We start from the raw sequence: 16,160 nt of genomic DNA on the forward strand, positions 1-16,160 counted from the left end.
CTATCTTCGGCGGCGCCCTTGTTGGCATCTTTGCTGCGAGGGCTTTGCCCGAGCATCACCTCAGCAATGAGTCGCGCAATGCGATCTCCGTTTCAGCGGCGATTGTCGGAGGATGCCCGCGTTAAGCTGCGCAATTACGCGAAGGCGAAAATGCAGGAGTTGTTCCCGGCCATGGGAGAACCGTCACAGTCAACCGAAGCGACTGTCGGGATGATGGAGGCGACACAAGAATCGATTCTATTGCTTGTTCCGACTGATCCGAGACAGCGCTGGCTGCGCTCGCAGGCGCTCACACTTTCAGACGATGTTTTACAGGCGCGCTGGCTGCTGGCGGAACAGCGTGCCAGCACCATTCCGGTACCGTTCCTGATCCTGATCCTGCTGATCTTTTGGCTTAGTTTGGTATTCGCCAGCTTCGGTTTGTTCGCACCTCGCAACGCCACGACTATCGCCGTTTTCTGCCTCTGTTCGGTTGCAGTTTCTGGAGGTATCACAATGATTCTGGAGCTGGACTCGCCCTTCTCCGGCCTGGTTCATGTCTCCGGTGAGCCGATGCGCCAAGCGCTGGCCGAGATCATCCGTTGATCAACTAGTCGAGAGAAGGTCGGTCAGCACATAAAATTCGCCTAGCCGAAGACCTCGTCATCCCCGGAACAGAGACACTCGAATATCTCCTTTCATCGGTGACTGCATGACCGGTTTTCAGGAAAAGCAGGAACACTCTCCAGGATAGTTTGCTCTGTTGCTCTGCGGCGGCTATGGGTCCGATTGCTGCCCTTCGCCACAGACGGCAATCGGCAATCGGCAATCGGCCCCGAACTTACCATCAGTGCCCCGGTCTCGCTTGGGACTCTTCAAAATGATGCCGTAACAATGGCACCCCTCGCTAATAGCCAGCGTAGACACCTACTCGCCCATAAAACCCCTCTTGAAAAACGCGATAAATAGCTAGCTATTTGTTGATGAAAGTCTGAAGTATTCATTTGAACTTTCAGATTCTTTCACCCCGCCGCCTATGCCTAACATCGGCCCCACAGCGAACTAGCCACGGCAGCGCTAAGTGGGACCCATCAGGCAGAGACCCGGCTCAACAATCCTCTGCCGTTGCTGGCCCTTGATCGCCGACTGGCTTTGTCGAAGTGCTTTTGCAACAGGCCTAAGGATTTTTGAGGATAACCGATGAAGCTGGAAATTTTCCGCACGCTGTGGGGTTACACCGCCAGCAAGGCCCAGGCGCTTGAAGAGCTGCTGCAGGCGGGCTTTGATGGAATGGAAGCACGTCTGCCACTGGACGCCCGTGAACGGGCTGAGTTCGCTACCTTTCTCCAGGCCAATCGCCTGGGTTACATCAGCACAGTCTTCACGGCGTACGATGTGCTGCCGGAGCAGTCGGCGACCGCTGACGTTCACCTCAATGACCTTGATCAGAAACTTGCGTGGGCCGCCGAACTCGGCCCACGTTTCGTCAACGTGCTGGCGGGCAATGACCGTTGGTCCTTGCCACAACAAGTGGAGTTCTTCGGTCAGGCACTGGAGCTGGCGCGCAAGCACGGTCAGGTCTGCAGTTTCGAAACCCACCGCTCGCGTTCGCTGTTCAACCCCTGGGTGACCCTGGAGTTGATCCGGCAACTGCCCGATCTGTTGTTCACCAGTGACATCAGCCATTGGGTCGTGACCTGCGAGCGTCTGTTGAATGACCCGGCCGATGATCTGAGCGCTTTCATCGAGCGGGTTCACCATATCCAGGCACGGGTCGGTTACGACCAGGGCCCACAGGTTCCGCACCCGGCGGCTCCCGAATATGCAAAAGAACTGGCTTTCCATCAGCAGCACTGGGAAAGCATCTGGCGCTCGCAGCAAGCCCGCGGTTACCAGGTCAGCACCCTGACCCCGGAATTCGGCGCCGACGGCTACCTGCATCATTTGCCCTTCACCAATGTCCCGGTCGCCGACCTATGGTCATTGAACGTGTGGATGGGCCAGACCGAGCGCGAACACTTCGAGCGTTTCCACCACTCAAGCAATCCTTAGGGAGCCGATGCGTCATGCCTGACAATAAAAACAACAGCGCCAGCACTGACACACACAAAGCCAACTTCAATAGCATCCCGGTGGTCAACATCGCCGGTCTGTTCAGCTTCGAACTGGAACACCGCCTGGCCGTGGCCGAACATTTGGGGCGCGCCGCCAGTGAAGTCGGGTTTCTCTATATCACCGATCACGGTATCGACCCGCAACTGATCGCCAACCTGCGCAAGGCTGCCAAGGACTTTTTCGACCAGCCCTTCGACACCAAGATGCGGCACTACATCGGCACCTCGAAAACCCACAAGGGCTTTGTACCCGAAGGCGAAGAGGTCTATTCCAAAGGCAAGCCGGACCACAAGGAAGCCTTCGACGTCGGCTTCGAAGTCCCGGCCGATGACCCGCTGGTGCTGGCCAACACCCCGTTGCTAGGACCCAACGACTGGCCGCAGCTGGCGGGTTTCAAGGCGTCGGTGCAGGCCTACTATGAAGCGATCTTCGCCTTGGGCCGGCGCCTGTTCGGCGGCTTTGCCCTGACCCTGGGCCTGGAAGAAAACTATTTCGACAGCCTGGTCACTCGCCCGCCGTCAAAGCTGCGCCTGATCCACTACCCCTTCGACGGTGCCGCCCATGACGCACCGGGTCTTGGAGCCCATACTGATTATGAGTGCTTCACCATCCTCCTGGCCGACAAACCAGGCCTTGAGGTGATGAACAACCTTGGACAATGGATCGATGCACCACCGATTGCCGATGCCTTTGTGGTCAACATCGGCGACATGCTGGAAGTGATGACGGCAGGCGCATTCGTTGCCACTGCGCACCGGGTGCGGAGCGTGAAGGAGGAGCGTTATTCCTTTCCACTGTTTTATGCCTGCGACTATCACACCCAGATCAAACCGCTGCCCGGGTTCGCCCAGGGAGGTAACGACTACGAAGAAATCACGATCGGCGAACACATGTATGGCCAGGCACTGCAGACCTATCAGTATCTGCGCCAGAGGGTGGCCAATGGGGACGTTCAACTGCCAGGCAAGGCACGCAAGCCCGCCAGTTTCGGACATTTGAAAAATCAGGCTCAACCGTCCTGATTGAAGTTTTCAGTTACCCCTTACCTACGCCGGAGCCAGTAAAAAATGAAAAACAATAAAAAAAACCTGTTGAGCTTGGCTGTATTGGCAGCCGGTATGCTCGGTGCCTCGTTGAGCATGGCCGCATCAGACACGTTCAAGGTCGGCATGGAAGTCACCTACCCGCCCTTCGAGTCCTATGACAAGGACAAAAACGTGGTGGGCTCGGACCCGGAACTGGCAACGGCCCTGGCCAAGCACATGAACGCCAAGGTGGAGTTCATCGACACCAAGTTCCCGAGCCTGATCCTGGGCCTGAACTCCGCCAAATACGACGCGGTCATTTCCGGCATGTACATCACACCGGAGCGCCAGACTCAGGCCCAAACCATCGCCTATGCCAACACCGGTGCCGCAGTCATGGTGCCCAAGGGCAGCGAGATCAATGCGAAAAAACCTGAAGACCTGTGCGGCTTGAAACTGGGCCTGGAACAGGGCACCACCTGGGTCAAGGAATTCAAGAAGCTCTCCGATGAGTACTGCGTGCCGAACAACAAAGGCGCCATCACCGTCAGCGAGTACCCCTCGGCGCCCGAAGTGACCCAGGCCCTGTTGTCCAAAAACATTCAGGCCCAGGTTGAAATCGCTGGCGCTGCAAAAATGATCGCGGAAAAGACCAATGGCCGGGTAGTGATCACCACAGAACACCCGATCTATCAGCAAACCCTGGGTATCTTCGTCAAGAAAGGTAACGACGAAACATTCCAGGCCGTGCAAAAAGCCTTCGAGGAGACCAAAAAGAGCGGTGAATACGCCGCTATTCTTAAGAAATATGGCTTGGAAGAACCGACTGCCCACTAAGAACGTGTCCTTGTAGTCTGGTCATCTGCCGCCCCTGCACCGGGGCGGCAGATCGAGGTGCCCTATGCAATTCGATTGGTCGTATTTCTTCTCCCTGTTCTCCCTGCCGGACTTCTGGAAGGCCTGCATCACCGTGGTCCAGCTCAGTGCCCTGGCCTGGTTCCTCGGCATGCTGCTGGGTTTTGGCCTGGCCACGGCCAAGCTGTCCCAGTCGCCCTTACTGCGCATTCCCGCGGCGGTCTACATCTGGTTCTTCCGCAGCATCCCGTTGCTGGTGCTGGTGGTCTTCGTCTACAACTTGCCCCAATTGTTTCCCGGTAGCGGACCGATTCTGTCAAACCCCTTCTACTCTGGCTTGCTGGCCCTGGTGGTCACGGAAGCGGCTTACATGGCGGAGATCCACCGTGGTGGTCTGATCTCCGTGGCCAAGGGCCAGAAGGAAGCAGGCCGCGCGCTGGGTGTCGGCCTGTTCGGCATGCAGCGCTTGATCGTGATCCCCCAGGCTTTTCGTATCTCGCTGCCTACGCTGATCAATGAATACATCACGGTGGTCAAGCTGACGTCGTTGGTCTCGGTCATCTCCCTGACCGAAATCCTCACGGTCGGCCAACGCCTCTATGCCACCAACTTCCTGGTCATGGAAACCCTGGCGGCGGTGGGCGTGTACTACGTGCTGATCGTCACGGTGTTCGGCTTTTTCCTGCAGCGTCTGGAGCGCTACCTGGACCTGAACTTCCGCAAGCCGCATACACTCGATACCGCCGCCGTGGTCAAGCTCAAGGCCTGCGCCGAAGCCTTGCCCGACAATGCGCGTAAAGCCGCGGGCAGCAACGCGACGCCCATCCTGCAACTGAAGAACATCCAGAAGAGCTATGGCACGCACCAAGTGCTGATGGGTATCGATCTGAATGTCGAATACGGCCAGGTGATCTCGATCATTGGCCCATCCGGTTCCGGCAAAACTTCGCTGATCCGCACGGTCAACGGCCTGGAAAGCATCGATACAGGCGATATTCTGTTGTTCGGTGAAAAATTCATCGAAGCCTCGGACAAACCCAACAGCGCCCGTCTGCGCAAAGGCGTGCGGCACATTGGCATGGTGTTCCAGAACTTCAATCTGTTCCCGCACCGCACCCTTCTCGACAACGTCACGCTGGCGCCGCGTTACCACGGCATCCCGGGCGAGCTGAGCGAACACCGTGCTTATGCGCTGTTGGACAAGGTCGGCCTGCTCGCCCACGCCCACAAGTACCCGCACCAGCTCTCCGGCGGACAGCAACAGCGCGTGGCGATCGCTCGTGCTTTGGCCATGGAGCCGGACATCATGCTGTTCGACGAGCCTACGTCAGCGCTCGATCCAGAGCTGGTGGGCGATGTGCTGAACGTCATACGCGACCTTGCCAGTGAAGGCATGACCATGATTATCGTCACCCACGAAATGGACTTTGCCATGTCGATATCCGACAGGGTCGTCTTCATGGAGAACGGAAATATCCAACTGGATGCTGCACCTGAAACCATACGCTGCGATGCCGAAGGAGAGAGAGTGCGGCGCTTTATGGGAATCAGTACTCGATCGCCAAACCTGCCTATAACTGCGAATCATGCGTGAGCAGGGTGCTGCAGTAGGCAACCACTTTCTTTGAACTTCCTTCTTTCAGGAAAACACGCATGAATCTTGGAATAGCAGGACGCTGGGCGCTGGTGTGCGCGGCCAGCAAAGGCCTGGGTAAAGCCTGCGCACAGGCACTCGTCAGCGAAGGCGTGAACGTGGTGATCACCGCCCGAGGCGAACAGACGCTGAATGAAACAGCCCGTCAGCTCAGAGCGATAAATCCTGAAGTGACTGTCATCGCCGTAGCCGGAGACATTTCAACACCTGAGGGTCGCGCGGCAGCCCTCATGGCCCATGAGCATTTCGATATTTTGATCAACAACGCTGGAGGCCCTCCTCCCGGGGATTTCCGCGAATGGAACCGCGACGCCTGGCTCAAGGCGCTGGATACCAACATGCTCACCCCTATCGAGTTGATCAAGGCAACGGTAGACGGTATGGCGACCCGCGGATTTGGCCGAATCATCAACATCACGTCGAGTGCCGTGAAGTCCCCTATCGAAAGCCTGGGTCTTTCCAATGGCGCGCGCAGTGGTCTGACGGGATTTATCGCAGGGCTTGCCCGGCAAGAAAACATTGCCAGTCGGAATGTGACGATCAACAACCTGCAACCGGGCTCATTCGACACCGATCGACTGCGTGACAACCTGGTCGCTGCTGCCCAAGAGTTGGGGCAAGACAGTGAAGCATTCCTCGGCGATTGCCGTAGCGAAATTCCTGCTAAACGCTTCGGCTCACCCGAGGAGTTCGGCGCTCTGTGCGCTTTCGTTTGCAGCAGTCATGCAGGCTACCTGACGGGGCAGAACTTGTTGATTGATGGAGGGGCCATTCGCTCCAGCCAATAAAGACGGCAGGCACAAGTGGAGCGGATGGCATAGAGGCTTTCGCCATTCGCCTCCTGTGTACGACGTGGTGGATTGTGTATTCATGAACCTGAGCGCCTTCGCCCGCTGGTTCAGCCGGCTCTTCGAGTGCAATCCATCGTCCTGGAGAACTCAGCCCTCACCGATAACCGCAGGAAAGCCAACACCTCAGCTGTTCAATTTGAGATGCCCGGAATGCAGGCAGGGACGCCGATGGTACAAATCGGCGTAGACCTGAAACCGGCTCAGTCGTTGGCAGTATGCGCGGATGGCCTTGGCACTCCCTGAAATCTGACGTTAGTTGGAGCATCTATTTGTATAGTCGCGCTCTCATTAAACTTTTCACGGTTCGCGTCACTGAAGAACCCGCCACTTTTCCGGGTTTTAAATTGAAATTATTCAACGCTTGCAGACTGTTCCCCCAGCAACACTTATTTGACAAAAAGTTCGCTCAACACAACTCACCCGGCTCACAGCACTGTTAAAAGCATCATTTAATGGTTCATTCATTATTGGTATGGCTCTTGCTCTGACTATTTACGTATCCATGTTTGCCTGAACGATTAAATGCCACATACAGGCAACAGTTGATAACGGAAACACTTTTCCGTTTCGCTAAATAGCCAGGAGTTAGTCAATGGCCAATGTCCAAACCGCCACTGCACTGAATGTGCTCTGGCGTCAGGCACCGGGCGGCGAGTTGCTCGACTTGGGGCGGGTCTATCTCGGCCCTTTGTCGCAGTCGCGGTTGCACAGCACGCCCAAACGGTTACTGAGCCGCCGTGAAGCGGTGTTGCTCGGCGTCTTCGCGCTGGTGCTGCACGGCGCGGTGATCTACTGGGTCAACAGCACACCGACTCCGGCGCTGCCTATAGTGCCGCCGGAAATCCCGCCGATGACCATCGAGTTTTCTCAGCCAGCACCACCCGAGGTGGAACCCCCTCCCCCCGAGCCGATTCCACAGCCCGTTGTCGAACCACCACCGCCCGAGGAGGATGAACTGGCCGTCAAGCCACCCCCGCCCAAACCGATTCCCAAACCCAAACCCGTGGTCAAACCCGTGCCCAAACCGGTCGCCAAACCGGTGGAGCAACCGCCCGCGCCACCGGCGCCACCGCAACCGGTCGCCGCTCCGGCACCACCCGCACCCGCCGCGCCCAAACCGGTGACGCCGGCATCGGCCAACGCCGGTTACCTGCATAACCCGGCGCCGGAATATCCGTCGGTGGCCATGCGTCGTGGCTGGGAAGGCACGGTGCTGTTACGGGTGCATGTGTTGGCCAGCGGCAAACCCGGCGAAATACAGATCCAGAAAAGCAGCGGACGTGATCAGCTCGATGACGCCGCACTGACTGCGGTCAAGCGCTGGAGCTTCGTCCCGGCCAAACAGGGCGACGTGACCCAGGACGGTTGGGTCAGCGTGCCCATCGATTTCAAGATCCGATAACCCTCAATTGACAACCGCGGGCCACCTGACAGAAGGCGCATCGCTACACGACCTACGTTTTGTTGGAGAGCCTAAACCATGAACCTCATCGCTTCCCCTTTCGAATCCATCGAACACGCCGTCATCTGGCTGCTGATTGTCTTCTCTGTTGCGACGTGGGGCCTGGCCCTGCTCAAGGGTGTGCAATTCACGCGCCTGAAGACCCAGGATCGCCGGTTCCACAAACAGTTCTGGGCCGCCTCGAGCCTTGATTCTGCCGCGGAACTGGCCCACAACCAACCGGGTGCCGCCGCCCGAGTGGCACTGGCCGGTTACGCTGCGATCCAGGTGCCGGATGGCGCGCAAGCTACTGACCTGAGCCAGGCGATCAACCATCAGGACCGCCTCGAACGCGCCCTGCGCCAACAGATCGTGCGCGAGCGTCGCTCGTTGGAAACCGGTCTGGCGATTCTCGCCAGTATCGGCAGCACCTCGCCCTTCATCGGTCTGTTCGGCACGGTCTGGGGGATCATGTCGGCCTTGAAAGGCATCAGCGCGGCCGGTTCTGCAAGCCTTGAAACAGTGGCCGGCCCGATCGGTGCAGCGCTGGTCGCCACCGGCGTGGGGATCGCCGTCGCGGTGCCGGCGGTGCTGGTTTACAACTACTTTTTGCGTCGCCTGAAACTGACGGCGGCGGACCTGGACGACTTCGCCCACGACTTCTACAGCCTGGCGCAAAAGAACGCCTTCCGTGTGCTGCTGCATCCGGCGCAGAAAAAAACCGGCGCCACCGCGACCGGTCAGAAAGTGAAGGAGGCCTCCTGAAATGGCCTTCTCCACACAAGACAGCGATGAAGTGCTCAGCGAAATCAACGTCACGCCTTTGGTGGACGTCATGTTGGTGTTGCTGGTGGTATTCATCGTCACCGCGCCGCTGCTGACCAATTCGATCCCGATCAACCTGCCGAAGACCGAATCGGTGGCGCCGGTTGAACAGAAAGACCCGCTGGTGGTGAGCATCGACGACAAGGGCAAGCTGTTCATCAACAAGGACGAAATCCAGCCGAATCTGCTGGAATCCAACCTGAAGTCCGCCAAGGAAAAGAACGCCGATGTGCGCGTGCAACTGCAGGCGGACAACGGGGTGAACTACGGCGAAGTGGCTCGGGCCATGGCGTCGATCGAGCGCGCAGGGATTACCAAACTGTCGGTGATTACCGCGAAGTAACTGATGGCAGGCGCCCTGAGGTTTCAGGGCGCTGAATCTCCCGAACTTCTACTCATGGGGATCAAGATGCAACTGCTGACCTTACCGCCCTCTCCCGCCCTGGCCACTTCGATCCGCGCGACGGCGCAAGTCTTTGAGGACCCAAAATCCAAAGCCCTGCTCAAGCATCTGCAACAAGTAGCGCCCAGTGAAGCCAGCGTTTTGATCATTGGCGAAACCGGTACCGGAAAGGAACTGGTGGCCCGTCACATCCACAACCTCAGTCCGCGCAGCGCTCACCCGTTCATTGCCGTGAACTGTGGTGCCTTTTCCGAATCGCTGGTCGAGGCTGAACTGTTCGGCCACGAAAAAGGCGCGTTTACCGGTGCGATCACCGCCAAGGCCGGTTGGTTCGAAGAAGCCAACGGCGGCACGCTGTTTCTCGATGAAATCGGCGATCTGCCTATGCCGATTCAGGTCAAGCTGCTTCGGGTGCTGCAAGAGCGCGAAGTGGTGAGGCTGGGCTCACGCAAGAGCATCCCGATCAATGTACGGGTGCTGGCGGCAACCAACGTTCAACTGGAAAAAGCCATCAATGCAGGTCACTTTCGCGAGGACCTGTTTTACCGGCTGGACGTGGTCAATCTGCAGCTTCCGCCACTCAAAGAACGTCCCGGCGATATCGCTCCGCTGACTCGACACTTCATCGAGACCTACAGCCGCCGTCTCGGCTACGGGCCCATCACACTGAGCCGCAGCGCCGAACACAAACTGCTCAACTACAGCTGGCCGGGCAACATTCGCGAGCTGGAAAACGTCATTCATCACACGCTGCTGATCTGTTGCGATGGCGTCATTCAGAGTGAAGACCTTCGCCTGTCGACCTTACGCAGCGAAAGACAGGATGGAACCACCACTGTCGATCAATCGGCGGATGCGTTGCTGGATCGAGCTTTCCAGAGTCTGTTTCAGGTGCCACTCGGCAACGTCCATGAAGTGGTCGAACATGCCCTGTTACGCGCTGCGTATCGGTTTTGCCATCACAACCAGGTGCATACGGCCAATCTGCTGGGGCTCACTCGCAACGCCACTCGGACGTTGCTGATCAGCCAAGGCGAATTGAGGGTCAACAAACGTCGACCTGCGCCAGCCCCGCAGGATCCACGGGCCATTCAATTGTCTATCTGAGTGCGAAATGATCGTTCCCACGCTCTGCGTCACATCCAGAAGCGGAACGCGGAGCGTGGGAACGATCAGGCATCCGTTAGCCCGGCGAGTCGATTTGATCCAGCGCCCGGTTCACCGCGAGCTCGCCTAACATGATCACTTGCGCGATGCCCAGCAGGGAGTTGCGACTCGACCCCTCCATGTGGTCCGCCAGATCCATGGCCATGACATTGGCCGAGGCCAGTGACTCGCAAGCATGGGCCAGCAGGGTTTCGGTATCGAGCTCCGGGTTGACGATGAACATCGTGCCGGGTGTGCGCGGGGTGGCCTGAATGTAGGCAGCCGAATTGAGGTAGTGATTGAGGGCGCGGTCGACAGCCTCGTGGAGTTTTTTTGAATCGAGGGATTCGTAGGGGGAAACGTCGTCCGTTTCCGGAGGATTGGGCGTTGGTTTGAACATAGATGAAACTCCTAATTGAAATAAAGGAGCCTTCACCCTCGCTACCAAACGAAGGGTGGCGGCCATACGAAGGTTGGTAGACCGGCAATTAGGACCCGGCGCCCCCGAAGGAGCCCTGCGCATGGCCACCATAAAACCGAGACCTGAAAAAGGCCCACAAACGGTGGCGCTATGCGCCTAATTGCCGGGCTACCAAACCCGATCGCTGTGATTCAGCGACGGGGCAAACGATAGAGCCCAAGCCATAGGCGCACAAGCCGGCGGATTCTGGCGTAACTGTAGGCAAACACGCAAGGTTGTGTAGCTTTCAGGAAGTAAACCTGACGTCCCTTAAACAAGCAGGTTGAGTACAGCCGAGAGGCTTTGGTCGGCTGTCAGGCCGCCATCGCGAGCAAGCTCGCTCCCACAATGGATCAGGTACACCTTTAGCTTCTCACCACTCCACAGGTCGAGCGTTAGCTCGCCTCGCCAGCTTTTGATCTGCCCGCCCCTTCGGGAGGCCGAGTGGAGGTTCTGCGCAGTGGGCAACCCGGCTTGGATGCCGGGTTAGCCGCCCCCGGCCATGGATGGCCGATGGCGGCGGGCCCACGGAGCAGGACCGGAGCGAGGGCACGCCGAGCCTAGGCGAGGAGCCGGACGCTGGGGCGAGACCTTTTGGTTCCTTTTGGCTGGGCCGGCACTCCGGGCGTTTGCCAAAAGGGACTCGCTGTAAGAGCGAAACCATAAGTGGCCGTTACCGCAGAAATGGATATGTACTCAGTCAACAAAATACAGGTCGGCTGTCAGGCCGCCTCAATCGATCGTCCCCCCGCCACCGTAGGAACGATCAGACACCGGTGTCAGGCATTTACCTCCTCCAGCACCTCATCGAACTGACGATTCCACAACCGATAATATTGCCCGCCCAAACGCAGCAGGTCTTCGTGACTGCCGTCCTCGATCACCCGCCCATTGTCGAACACCAGAATCCGGTCAAGGTGCGCCACCGTCGACAGTCGATGCGCAACCACCACCACGGTTTTTCCGTCCATGATTTCGTCGAGTTTGTCCTGGATGAAACGCTCGGTGATCGAATCCAGGCTTGAGGTCGCCTCGTCCATCACCAGAATCGGGGCGTTCTTGAGCAGCACTCGCGCGATGGCAATACGTTGGCGCTGGCCACCGGACAGCTTGACGCCGCGCTCCCCGACCAGGGACTCGTAACCGTGTTCCATGCTGTCGATGAACTCACTGGCACCCGCGCGATGAATGGCCTCGGCCAGTTCCTCCTGAGAGGCATCCAGACGACCGTAGTGAATGTTCTCCCGGATGCTGCGATGGAACAGGCCGGGCTCCTGGGGAATCAGGCCAATCTGTTGGTGCAGGGAATGCTGGGTCACCTCTCGCACATTCATCCCGTCGATCAGCACTTCGCCCTGTTGCACGTCGTATAACCGCAACAGCAAATTGACCAGCGTGGACTTGCCAGAACCGGATGAGCCCACGAGCCCCACTTTCTGCCCCGCCGGGATCACGATATTCAGATGCTCGAAAATCGCCGGGCCCGAACCGTAGCTGAAACCGACATCGCGGAACTCGATATCACCTCGTTTGACCTGCAGCTTCTTCGCATGCGGGCGATCGATGACCTCATGCGGCCGAATCAGGGTGCGCACGCCGTTGGAAATATTGCCGGTGGCCTCGAAGAACTCCAGGAAACGTCGCGACAGGTTGCCCACGTCACTGATGATCAGCAGCGACAGGCTGGTCGACATGACGAACGCGGCGATATCGATGCGTTGCGTGCGCCACAGATAAAGCGCCAGCAGGAGCAGGCCCAGTTTGAGCACGACGCCGCAGCTGGTCTGAAACCAGCGAATCTTCTCCATGTAGCCGAGCGAGCGATAGGCCGCGGTCACTTCCTTGTCCAGAAAGGTGCCCAGGTAGTTGTGCTCGAAGGCGTGGCGGGCAAACAGCCGGATATTGGCCAGGTTGGACACGGCATCGACCACCTTGCCTGAACTGGTGCTTCGGGCGGCGGAGTACTGTTGCGCCAATGGGTGGCTGCGTCGGGCCAGCAAATAGCACACCGCGATGAACACCGCCGACCAGCCCGCCATGAACACCGCCAGCAAAGGTGAGGCCGTCCACAACAGCACCGTGGCCAAGCTCAGCGTCACGAGCAACGGGATGAGGTCGAACAACAGAATACTCAACGTCTGGTTGACGCCCAGTGCGATCTCGGACACCCGGTGCGCCAACGCGCCGGCAAATTCATTGCTGATGAATCGGTGAGAATGCCGTTGCAGGTAGGCGAACACCACATGCGTCACCGTGCGCCGCTGCAACGGCAATACGTGAATGTGGCACCCCGCAGCGGCACGCGTGAACAGGACTTCGCAGACAAGCAGCGTGCCGAACAGCGTCAACGGCCACTGCAGCACTTCGAAGGCCCGCTCGGCATCCAGCCCGTTACTGACCGTTCGGGTGATTTGTCCCAATCCCCAGGGAATGAGAATGGTGCAGATCACCGCCGCGATCTGCAGCAGCAGAATCGCCAGATACCACCCCTTGAAATTGCCCACAAAAAAACGCACGAACGCTGCGGGTCTTGCCGGCAGATGCTGGACTTCCCATTGGCCTTGCCGGCGCTCTCGTGGCGCGGCAGACGAAAAAAAAGAGCTCATTTAAGAATGTTTTCCTGGATGGCGCCTGTGGCCGCGCAGCTTCCAGGCAAGAATGGGCGCAGCAGCCGCCCGTTTAAAAGATGTGCTTGAAGCTCCCTGGCCCCCGCGCAGCGCTTTCCACGCCTGCGATCATCGGGCACGCCCGGCATACACCGCTGCGCCCGCCTGCGGCGAAAGCTTTCTGAACATCAGCCCCGACAAGGCGCAAACCACCCCGCCCATCACCATGACCAATGCCACGTCGCTTTCACCGACGCTGACATGACCGCGCAGTGACATGATCAGGCTCAACAACGCAGCCGCGATGCCCACCGACAGGCTCATGGTCAGCTGGATGGTCATGGCCGACAGGCTGCTGGCGCGGCTTGACTGCTCAGGCGGTACATCGGCGTAGGTCAACGCGCCGAGGGTGCTGAACTGCAGAGAACGAATGATGCCGCTGCCAAACAGCACCAGGACAACGATCCAGTAGGGCGTAGAAATATCGAATGCCGCACACGCGATGATCGTCAGCCCGGTGAACAGTGCATTGGCGGTCAAGGTGCGTCTGAAGCCGAACCGGCTGACAATCCGCACCGCCAGCAGCTTCATCAGGAAGGCACCGGCACCGCCGGCGAAACTCAACAGCCCGGCCTCCAGCGGATTGAGGCCAAAACACAGTTGGAACAAAAGCACCAACAGAAACGGCTGCGAAGCACTGCCGATTCGCATCAGATTACCGCCCCAGAAACTGGTGCCGAACGTGGGTATTTTCAGCAATGAAAGATCGATCAGTGGATGCGCGATTCGCTTGGCATGCCTGACATACAGCCCGGCACTGAGCAGACCGACTACGATCAACAGCAGCGCCCAATGGCGTTCCAGCAGACCGTGGCCGAACGCCTCGAAACCGAATACCAGACCGCCCAGGCCAACGCCGCTGAGCGTAAGGCCAAGCACATCGAGTGGCCGCCCGCGTACGCCGGGATAGTCAGGTATGTAGCGAAGCACCAGGATCAGACCCAGGATGCCGATGGGCACATTGATCAGAAAGATCCAGTGCCAGGACAACAGGGTGACGAGCAAACCGCCCAACGGCGGCCCCAGCACCGGTCCGATCAACGCCGGGATGGTCAGGTAGGACATGGCGCGCAACAGGTTTTCCCGTGCCGACCATCGAAGCAGGATCACCTGCCCCACCGGCACCATCATCGCCCCCGCGGCACCTTGCGCCATTCGCGCCAGTGACAGTTGCAACAGCGAACCGGAGCTGGCACAGCCCACCGACGCCAAGGTGAACAGCACGATAGCGCTGACAAACACCCGTCGCGGCCCGAACCGGTCCGCCGCCCAACCGCTGACCGGCACAAACAGCGCGACGGCCAATAGGTACAGCGACACGACCAGGTTCATGCGCACGCTGGGTTCGTCAAAATCCCGCGCCATTTGTGGCAATGCCGTGAGCACGGCCGTGGCGTCGATCAGCTCCATGAACAGCGCGCAACCGATAATCATCGGCACCCGGCGAAAGCTGCTCTCCTTAAGCTTCAACGCGCGGGTATCGGACGGACCGATGACCGCGCCCAGTTCAAGGTTGCCCATGTCAGAACAGTCCCGAGGTCGGTGGCGGCGTGCCTTTGAGTTGCCACGCGCCCACCGCTGCAGCTTTCCAGTGTCGAGGATTGTGATTGGCCACGGTGCGCGCGTTGCGCCAGTGACGGTCGAGGTTATGCGCGCGGCCGGTGGTGGAGGCGCCGCCAACGTCGAACAGCAGTTCCGCCGCCTTGAGCGCGGACTCTGCAGCGATGTATTGGGCCTGTGCGACATCGATCGCTGCCTGATCCACCGCTTGAGGATCGAGATCCGCCGCCCAGGCCCTGTCGATAGACTCCGCCGCGCGCAATACCACCGCTTCGGCGGTGAACGCACGGGCAGCGATGTCACCGACACTCAGCTCCACATACGGATCATCAACGGAACGCGTGGCCGTGCTGTGCTTGATCGGCCGCGCATGGTCGTTGGCAAACGCCACCGCATCGTTCAGCGAGTTACGCGCGATACCGGCCTGCACCGCCGCAAGAAACAGCTGCAAAAACGGAGTGACGATGGTGCGTTTGCCCTCCTCCACAGTCCGCGTGCGAATTTCATCGGCCTTGACCACCACATCATGCAAATGGGTGGTACCGCTCGCCGTCAGCCGCTGCCCCATGGCGTCGAAATCATCCAGCAACTCCAGCCCCTGTCGATCACGCGGCAGGATGAAGGATACCGGCTGATCATTTTCGTCCAGGGCAACCGCGCTGACCCAGTCGGCATACAAGGATCCGGTGCTGTAGTACTTGCTGCCGCTGGCACGATAATGCGCGCCGTCGCGCACGATGCGCGCACTGATCGAGCCGTTGGCCCCGCCGACCTCCCAACCGGCGTTGCCCAGCACGGCGCCCTTCAAGTAGCGCTCGAACCAGCGCTCACGCTCGCCCTCGGCGCCTTCGGCACGTGAAGCCAACAATCCCTCGACGAACCCGAAGCCGGGTCGTAACGCCTGGGCCACGTTGGAGTCCACCGACGCAATACGAATCAACAAGGCAATCACATCTTTGACTGAGCCGCCGGAACCGCCGTATCGAACGGGAATCCGGCAGGTAAAAAAACTCGCTTTTGCAATCTGTGCCACGGCATCGAAAGGCAACGACCGATCACGTTCACGCTGTGCGGCACCGGTGGCGATGTGCGGCAACAACTCGTCAGCGCGGGCGTTGAGTGCTTCGACCGAAATGATGGGTCGTTCGGGTACAGCGGACAACTGACTCATGACAATTCC

General features: G+C 58.9%; 14 protein-coding genes. 10 read left to right on the plus strand and 4 right to left on the minus strand.

The genetic code is table 11. From position 1 onward, the window contains the following. Positions 1-78: 78 nt before the first annotated feature. From ACA059_RS17410 to ACA059_RS17455, 10 genes are all read left to right on the plus strand, one after another. Positions 79-585, plus strand: a complete 507-nt coding sequence (locus tag ACA059_RS17410; protein ID WP_497630263.1) for a bestrophin-like domain — start codon at positions 79-81, stop codon at positions 583-585. A gap of 594 nt (positions 586-1,179) precedes the next feature. Next, positions 1,180-2,031: a sugar phosphate isomerase/epimerase family protein gene (locus ACA059_RS17415; protein ID WP_497630264.1), complete on the plus strand. Its 852-nt coding sequence runs from the start codon at positions 1,180-1,182 to the stop codon at positions 2,029-2,031. Between the two features lie 14 nt (positions 2,032-2,045). Continuing rightward, positions 2,046-3,116, plus strand: a complete 1,071-nt coding sequence (locus ACA059_RS17420) for an isopenicillin N synthase family dioxygenase (RefSeq protein WP_497630265.1) — start codon at positions 2,046-2,048, stop codon at positions 3,114-3,116. Between the two features lie 45 nt (positions 3,117-3,161). Next, positions 3,162-3,956, plus strand: coding sequence for an ABC transporter substrate-binding protein (locus tag ACA059_RS17425; RefSeq protein ID WP_497630266.1), 795 nt, complete (start codon positions 3,162-3,164; stop codon positions 3,954-3,956). Positions 3,957-4,020: 64 nt separating this feature from the next. Then, complete coding sequence (locus ACA059_RS17430; protein WP_497630268.1) at positions 4,021-5,568, plus strand: amino acid ABC transporter permease/ATP-binding protein; 1,548 nt, start codon at positions 4,021-4,023, stop codon at positions 5,566-5,568. A 59-nt stretch (positions 5,569-5,627) separates the two neighbouring features. Next, positions 5,628-6,416 (plus strand): SDR family oxidoreductase, encoded by a 789-nt coding sequence (locus ACA059_RS17435; protein WP_497630269.1) that lies wholly within the window; start codon positions 5,628-5,630, stop codon positions 6,414-6,416. 655 nt (positions 6,417-7,071) lie between these two features. Beyond that, positions 7,072-7,881 (plus strand): energy transducer TonB, encoded by an 810-nt coding sequence (locus ACA059_RS17440; RefSeq protein ID WP_497630270.1) that lies wholly within the window; start codon positions 7,072-7,074, stop codon positions 7,879-7,881. A 78-nt stretch (positions 7,882-7,959) separates the two neighbouring features. Beyond that, positions 7,960-8,685, plus strand: coding sequence for a MotA/TolQ/ExbB proton channel family protein (locus ACA059_RS17445; RefSeq protein WP_497630272.1), 726 nt, complete (start codon positions 7,960-7,962; stop codon positions 8,683-8,685). A gap of 1 nt (position 8,686) precedes the next feature. Next, positions 8,687-9,088 (plus strand): ExbD/TolR family protein, encoded by a 402-nt coding sequence (locus ACA059_RS17450; protein ID WP_497630273.1) that lies wholly within the window; start codon positions 8,687-8,689, stop codon positions 9,086-9,088. Positions 9,089-9,154: 66 nt separating this feature from the next. After that, positions 9,155-10,255 (plus strand): sigma-54 interaction domain-containing protein, encoded by a 1,101-nt coding sequence (locus ACA059_RS17455; RefSeq protein ID WP_497630274.1) that lies wholly within the window; start codon positions 9,155-9,157, stop codon positions 10,253-10,255. Between the two features lie 76 nt (positions 10,256-10,331). Here ACA059_RS17455 and ACA059_RS17460 read toward each other — a convergent pair whose 3' ends face one another. From ACA059_RS17460 to ACA059_RS17475, 4 genes are all read right to left on the minus strand, one after another. Next, positions 10,332-10,694, minus strand: a complete 363-nt coding sequence (locus ACA059_RS17460) for a DUF6124 family protein (protein WP_497630275.1) — start codon at positions 10,692-10,694, stop codon at positions 10,332-10,334. An 839-nt stretch (positions 10,695-11,533) separates the two neighbouring features. Beyond that, positions 11,534-13,360, minus strand: a complete 1,827-nt coding sequence (locus ACA059_RS17465; RefSeq protein ID WP_497630277.1) for an ABC transporter ATP-binding protein — start codon at positions 13,358-13,360, stop codon at positions 11,534-11,536. 129 nt (positions 13,361-13,489) lie between these two features. Then, positions 13,490-14,854 carry an MFS transporter gene (locus tag ACA059_RS17470; RefSeq protein ID WP_497634692.1) on the minus strand — a complete coding sequence of 455 codons (1,365 nt, stop codon included), beginning with the start codon at positions 14,852-14,854 and terminating at the stop codon, positions 13,490-13,492. A gap of 88 nt (positions 14,855-14,942) precedes the next feature. Beyond that, positions 14,943-16,151 carry an acyl-CoA dehydrogenase family protein gene (locus tag ACA059_RS17475; protein ID WP_497630278.1) on the minus strand — a complete coding sequence of 403 codons (1,209 nt, stop codon included), beginning with the start codon at positions 16,149-16,151 and terminating at the stop codon, positions 14,943-14,945. Positions 16,152-16,160: the final 9 nt, after the last annotated feature.

The organism is Pseudomonas sp. LBUM1647 (assembly GCF_059716175.1).

Bases quoted from the DNA above. Each gene is read 5' to 3' on its own strand.
- ACA059_RS17460 (WP_497630275.1), bottom strand. From the start codon at position 10,694: ATGTTCAAACCAACGCCCAATCCTCCGGAAACGGACGACGTTTCCCCC.
- ACA059_RS17445 (WP_497630272.1), top strand. From the start codon at position 7,960: ATGAACCTCATCGCTTCCCCTTTCGAATCCATCGAACACGCCGTCATC.
- ACA059_RS17430 (WP_497630268.1), top strand. From the start codon at position 4,021: ATGCAATTCGATTGGTCGTATTTCTTCTCCCTGTTCTCCCTGCCGGAC.
- ACA059_RS17470 (WP_497634692.1), bottom strand. From the start codon at position 14,854: ATGATTATCGGTTGCGCGCTGTTCATGGAGCTGATCGACGCCACGGCC.
- ACA059_RS17415 (WP_497630264.1), top strand. From the start codon at position 1,180: ATGAAGCTGGAAATTTTCCGCACGCTGTGGGGTTACACCGCCAGCAAG.
- ACA059_RS17425 (WP_497630266.1), top strand. From the start codon at position 3,162: ATGAAAAACAATAAAAAAAACCTGTTGAGCTTGGCTGTATTGGCAGCC.
- ACA059_RS17420 (WP_497630265.1), top strand. From the start codon at position 2,046: ATGCCTGACAATAAAAACAACAGCGCCAGCACTGACACACACAAAGCC.
- ACA059_RS17450 (WP_497630273.1), top strand. From the start codon at position 8,687: ATGGCCTTCTCCACACAAGACAGCGATGAAGTGCTCAGCGAAATCAAC.
- ACA059_RS17410 (WP_497630263.1), top strand. From the start codon at position 79: ATGCGATCTCCGTTTCAGCGGCGATTGTCGGAGGATGCCCGCGTTAAG.
- ACA059_RS17435 (WP_497630269.1), top strand. From the start codon at position 5,628: ATGAATCTTGGAATAGCAGGACGCTGGGCGCTGGTGTGCGCGGCCAGC.
- ACA059_RS17440 (WP_497630270.1), top strand. From the start codon at position 7,072: ATGGCCAATGTCCAAACCGCCACTGCACTGAATGTGCTCTGGCGTCAG.
- ACA059_RS17455 (WP_497630274.1), top strand. From the start codon at position 9,155: ATGCAACTGCTGACCTTACCGCCCTCTCCCGCCCTGGCCACTTCGATC.
- ACA059_RS17465 (WP_497630277.1), bottom strand. From the start codon at position 13,360: ATGAGCTCTTTTTTTTCGTCTGCCGCGCCACGAGAGCGCCGGCAAGGC.
- ACA059_RS17475 (WP_497630278.1), bottom strand. From the start codon at position 16,151: ATGAGTCAGTTGTCCGCTGTACCCGAACGACCCATCATTTCGGTCGAA.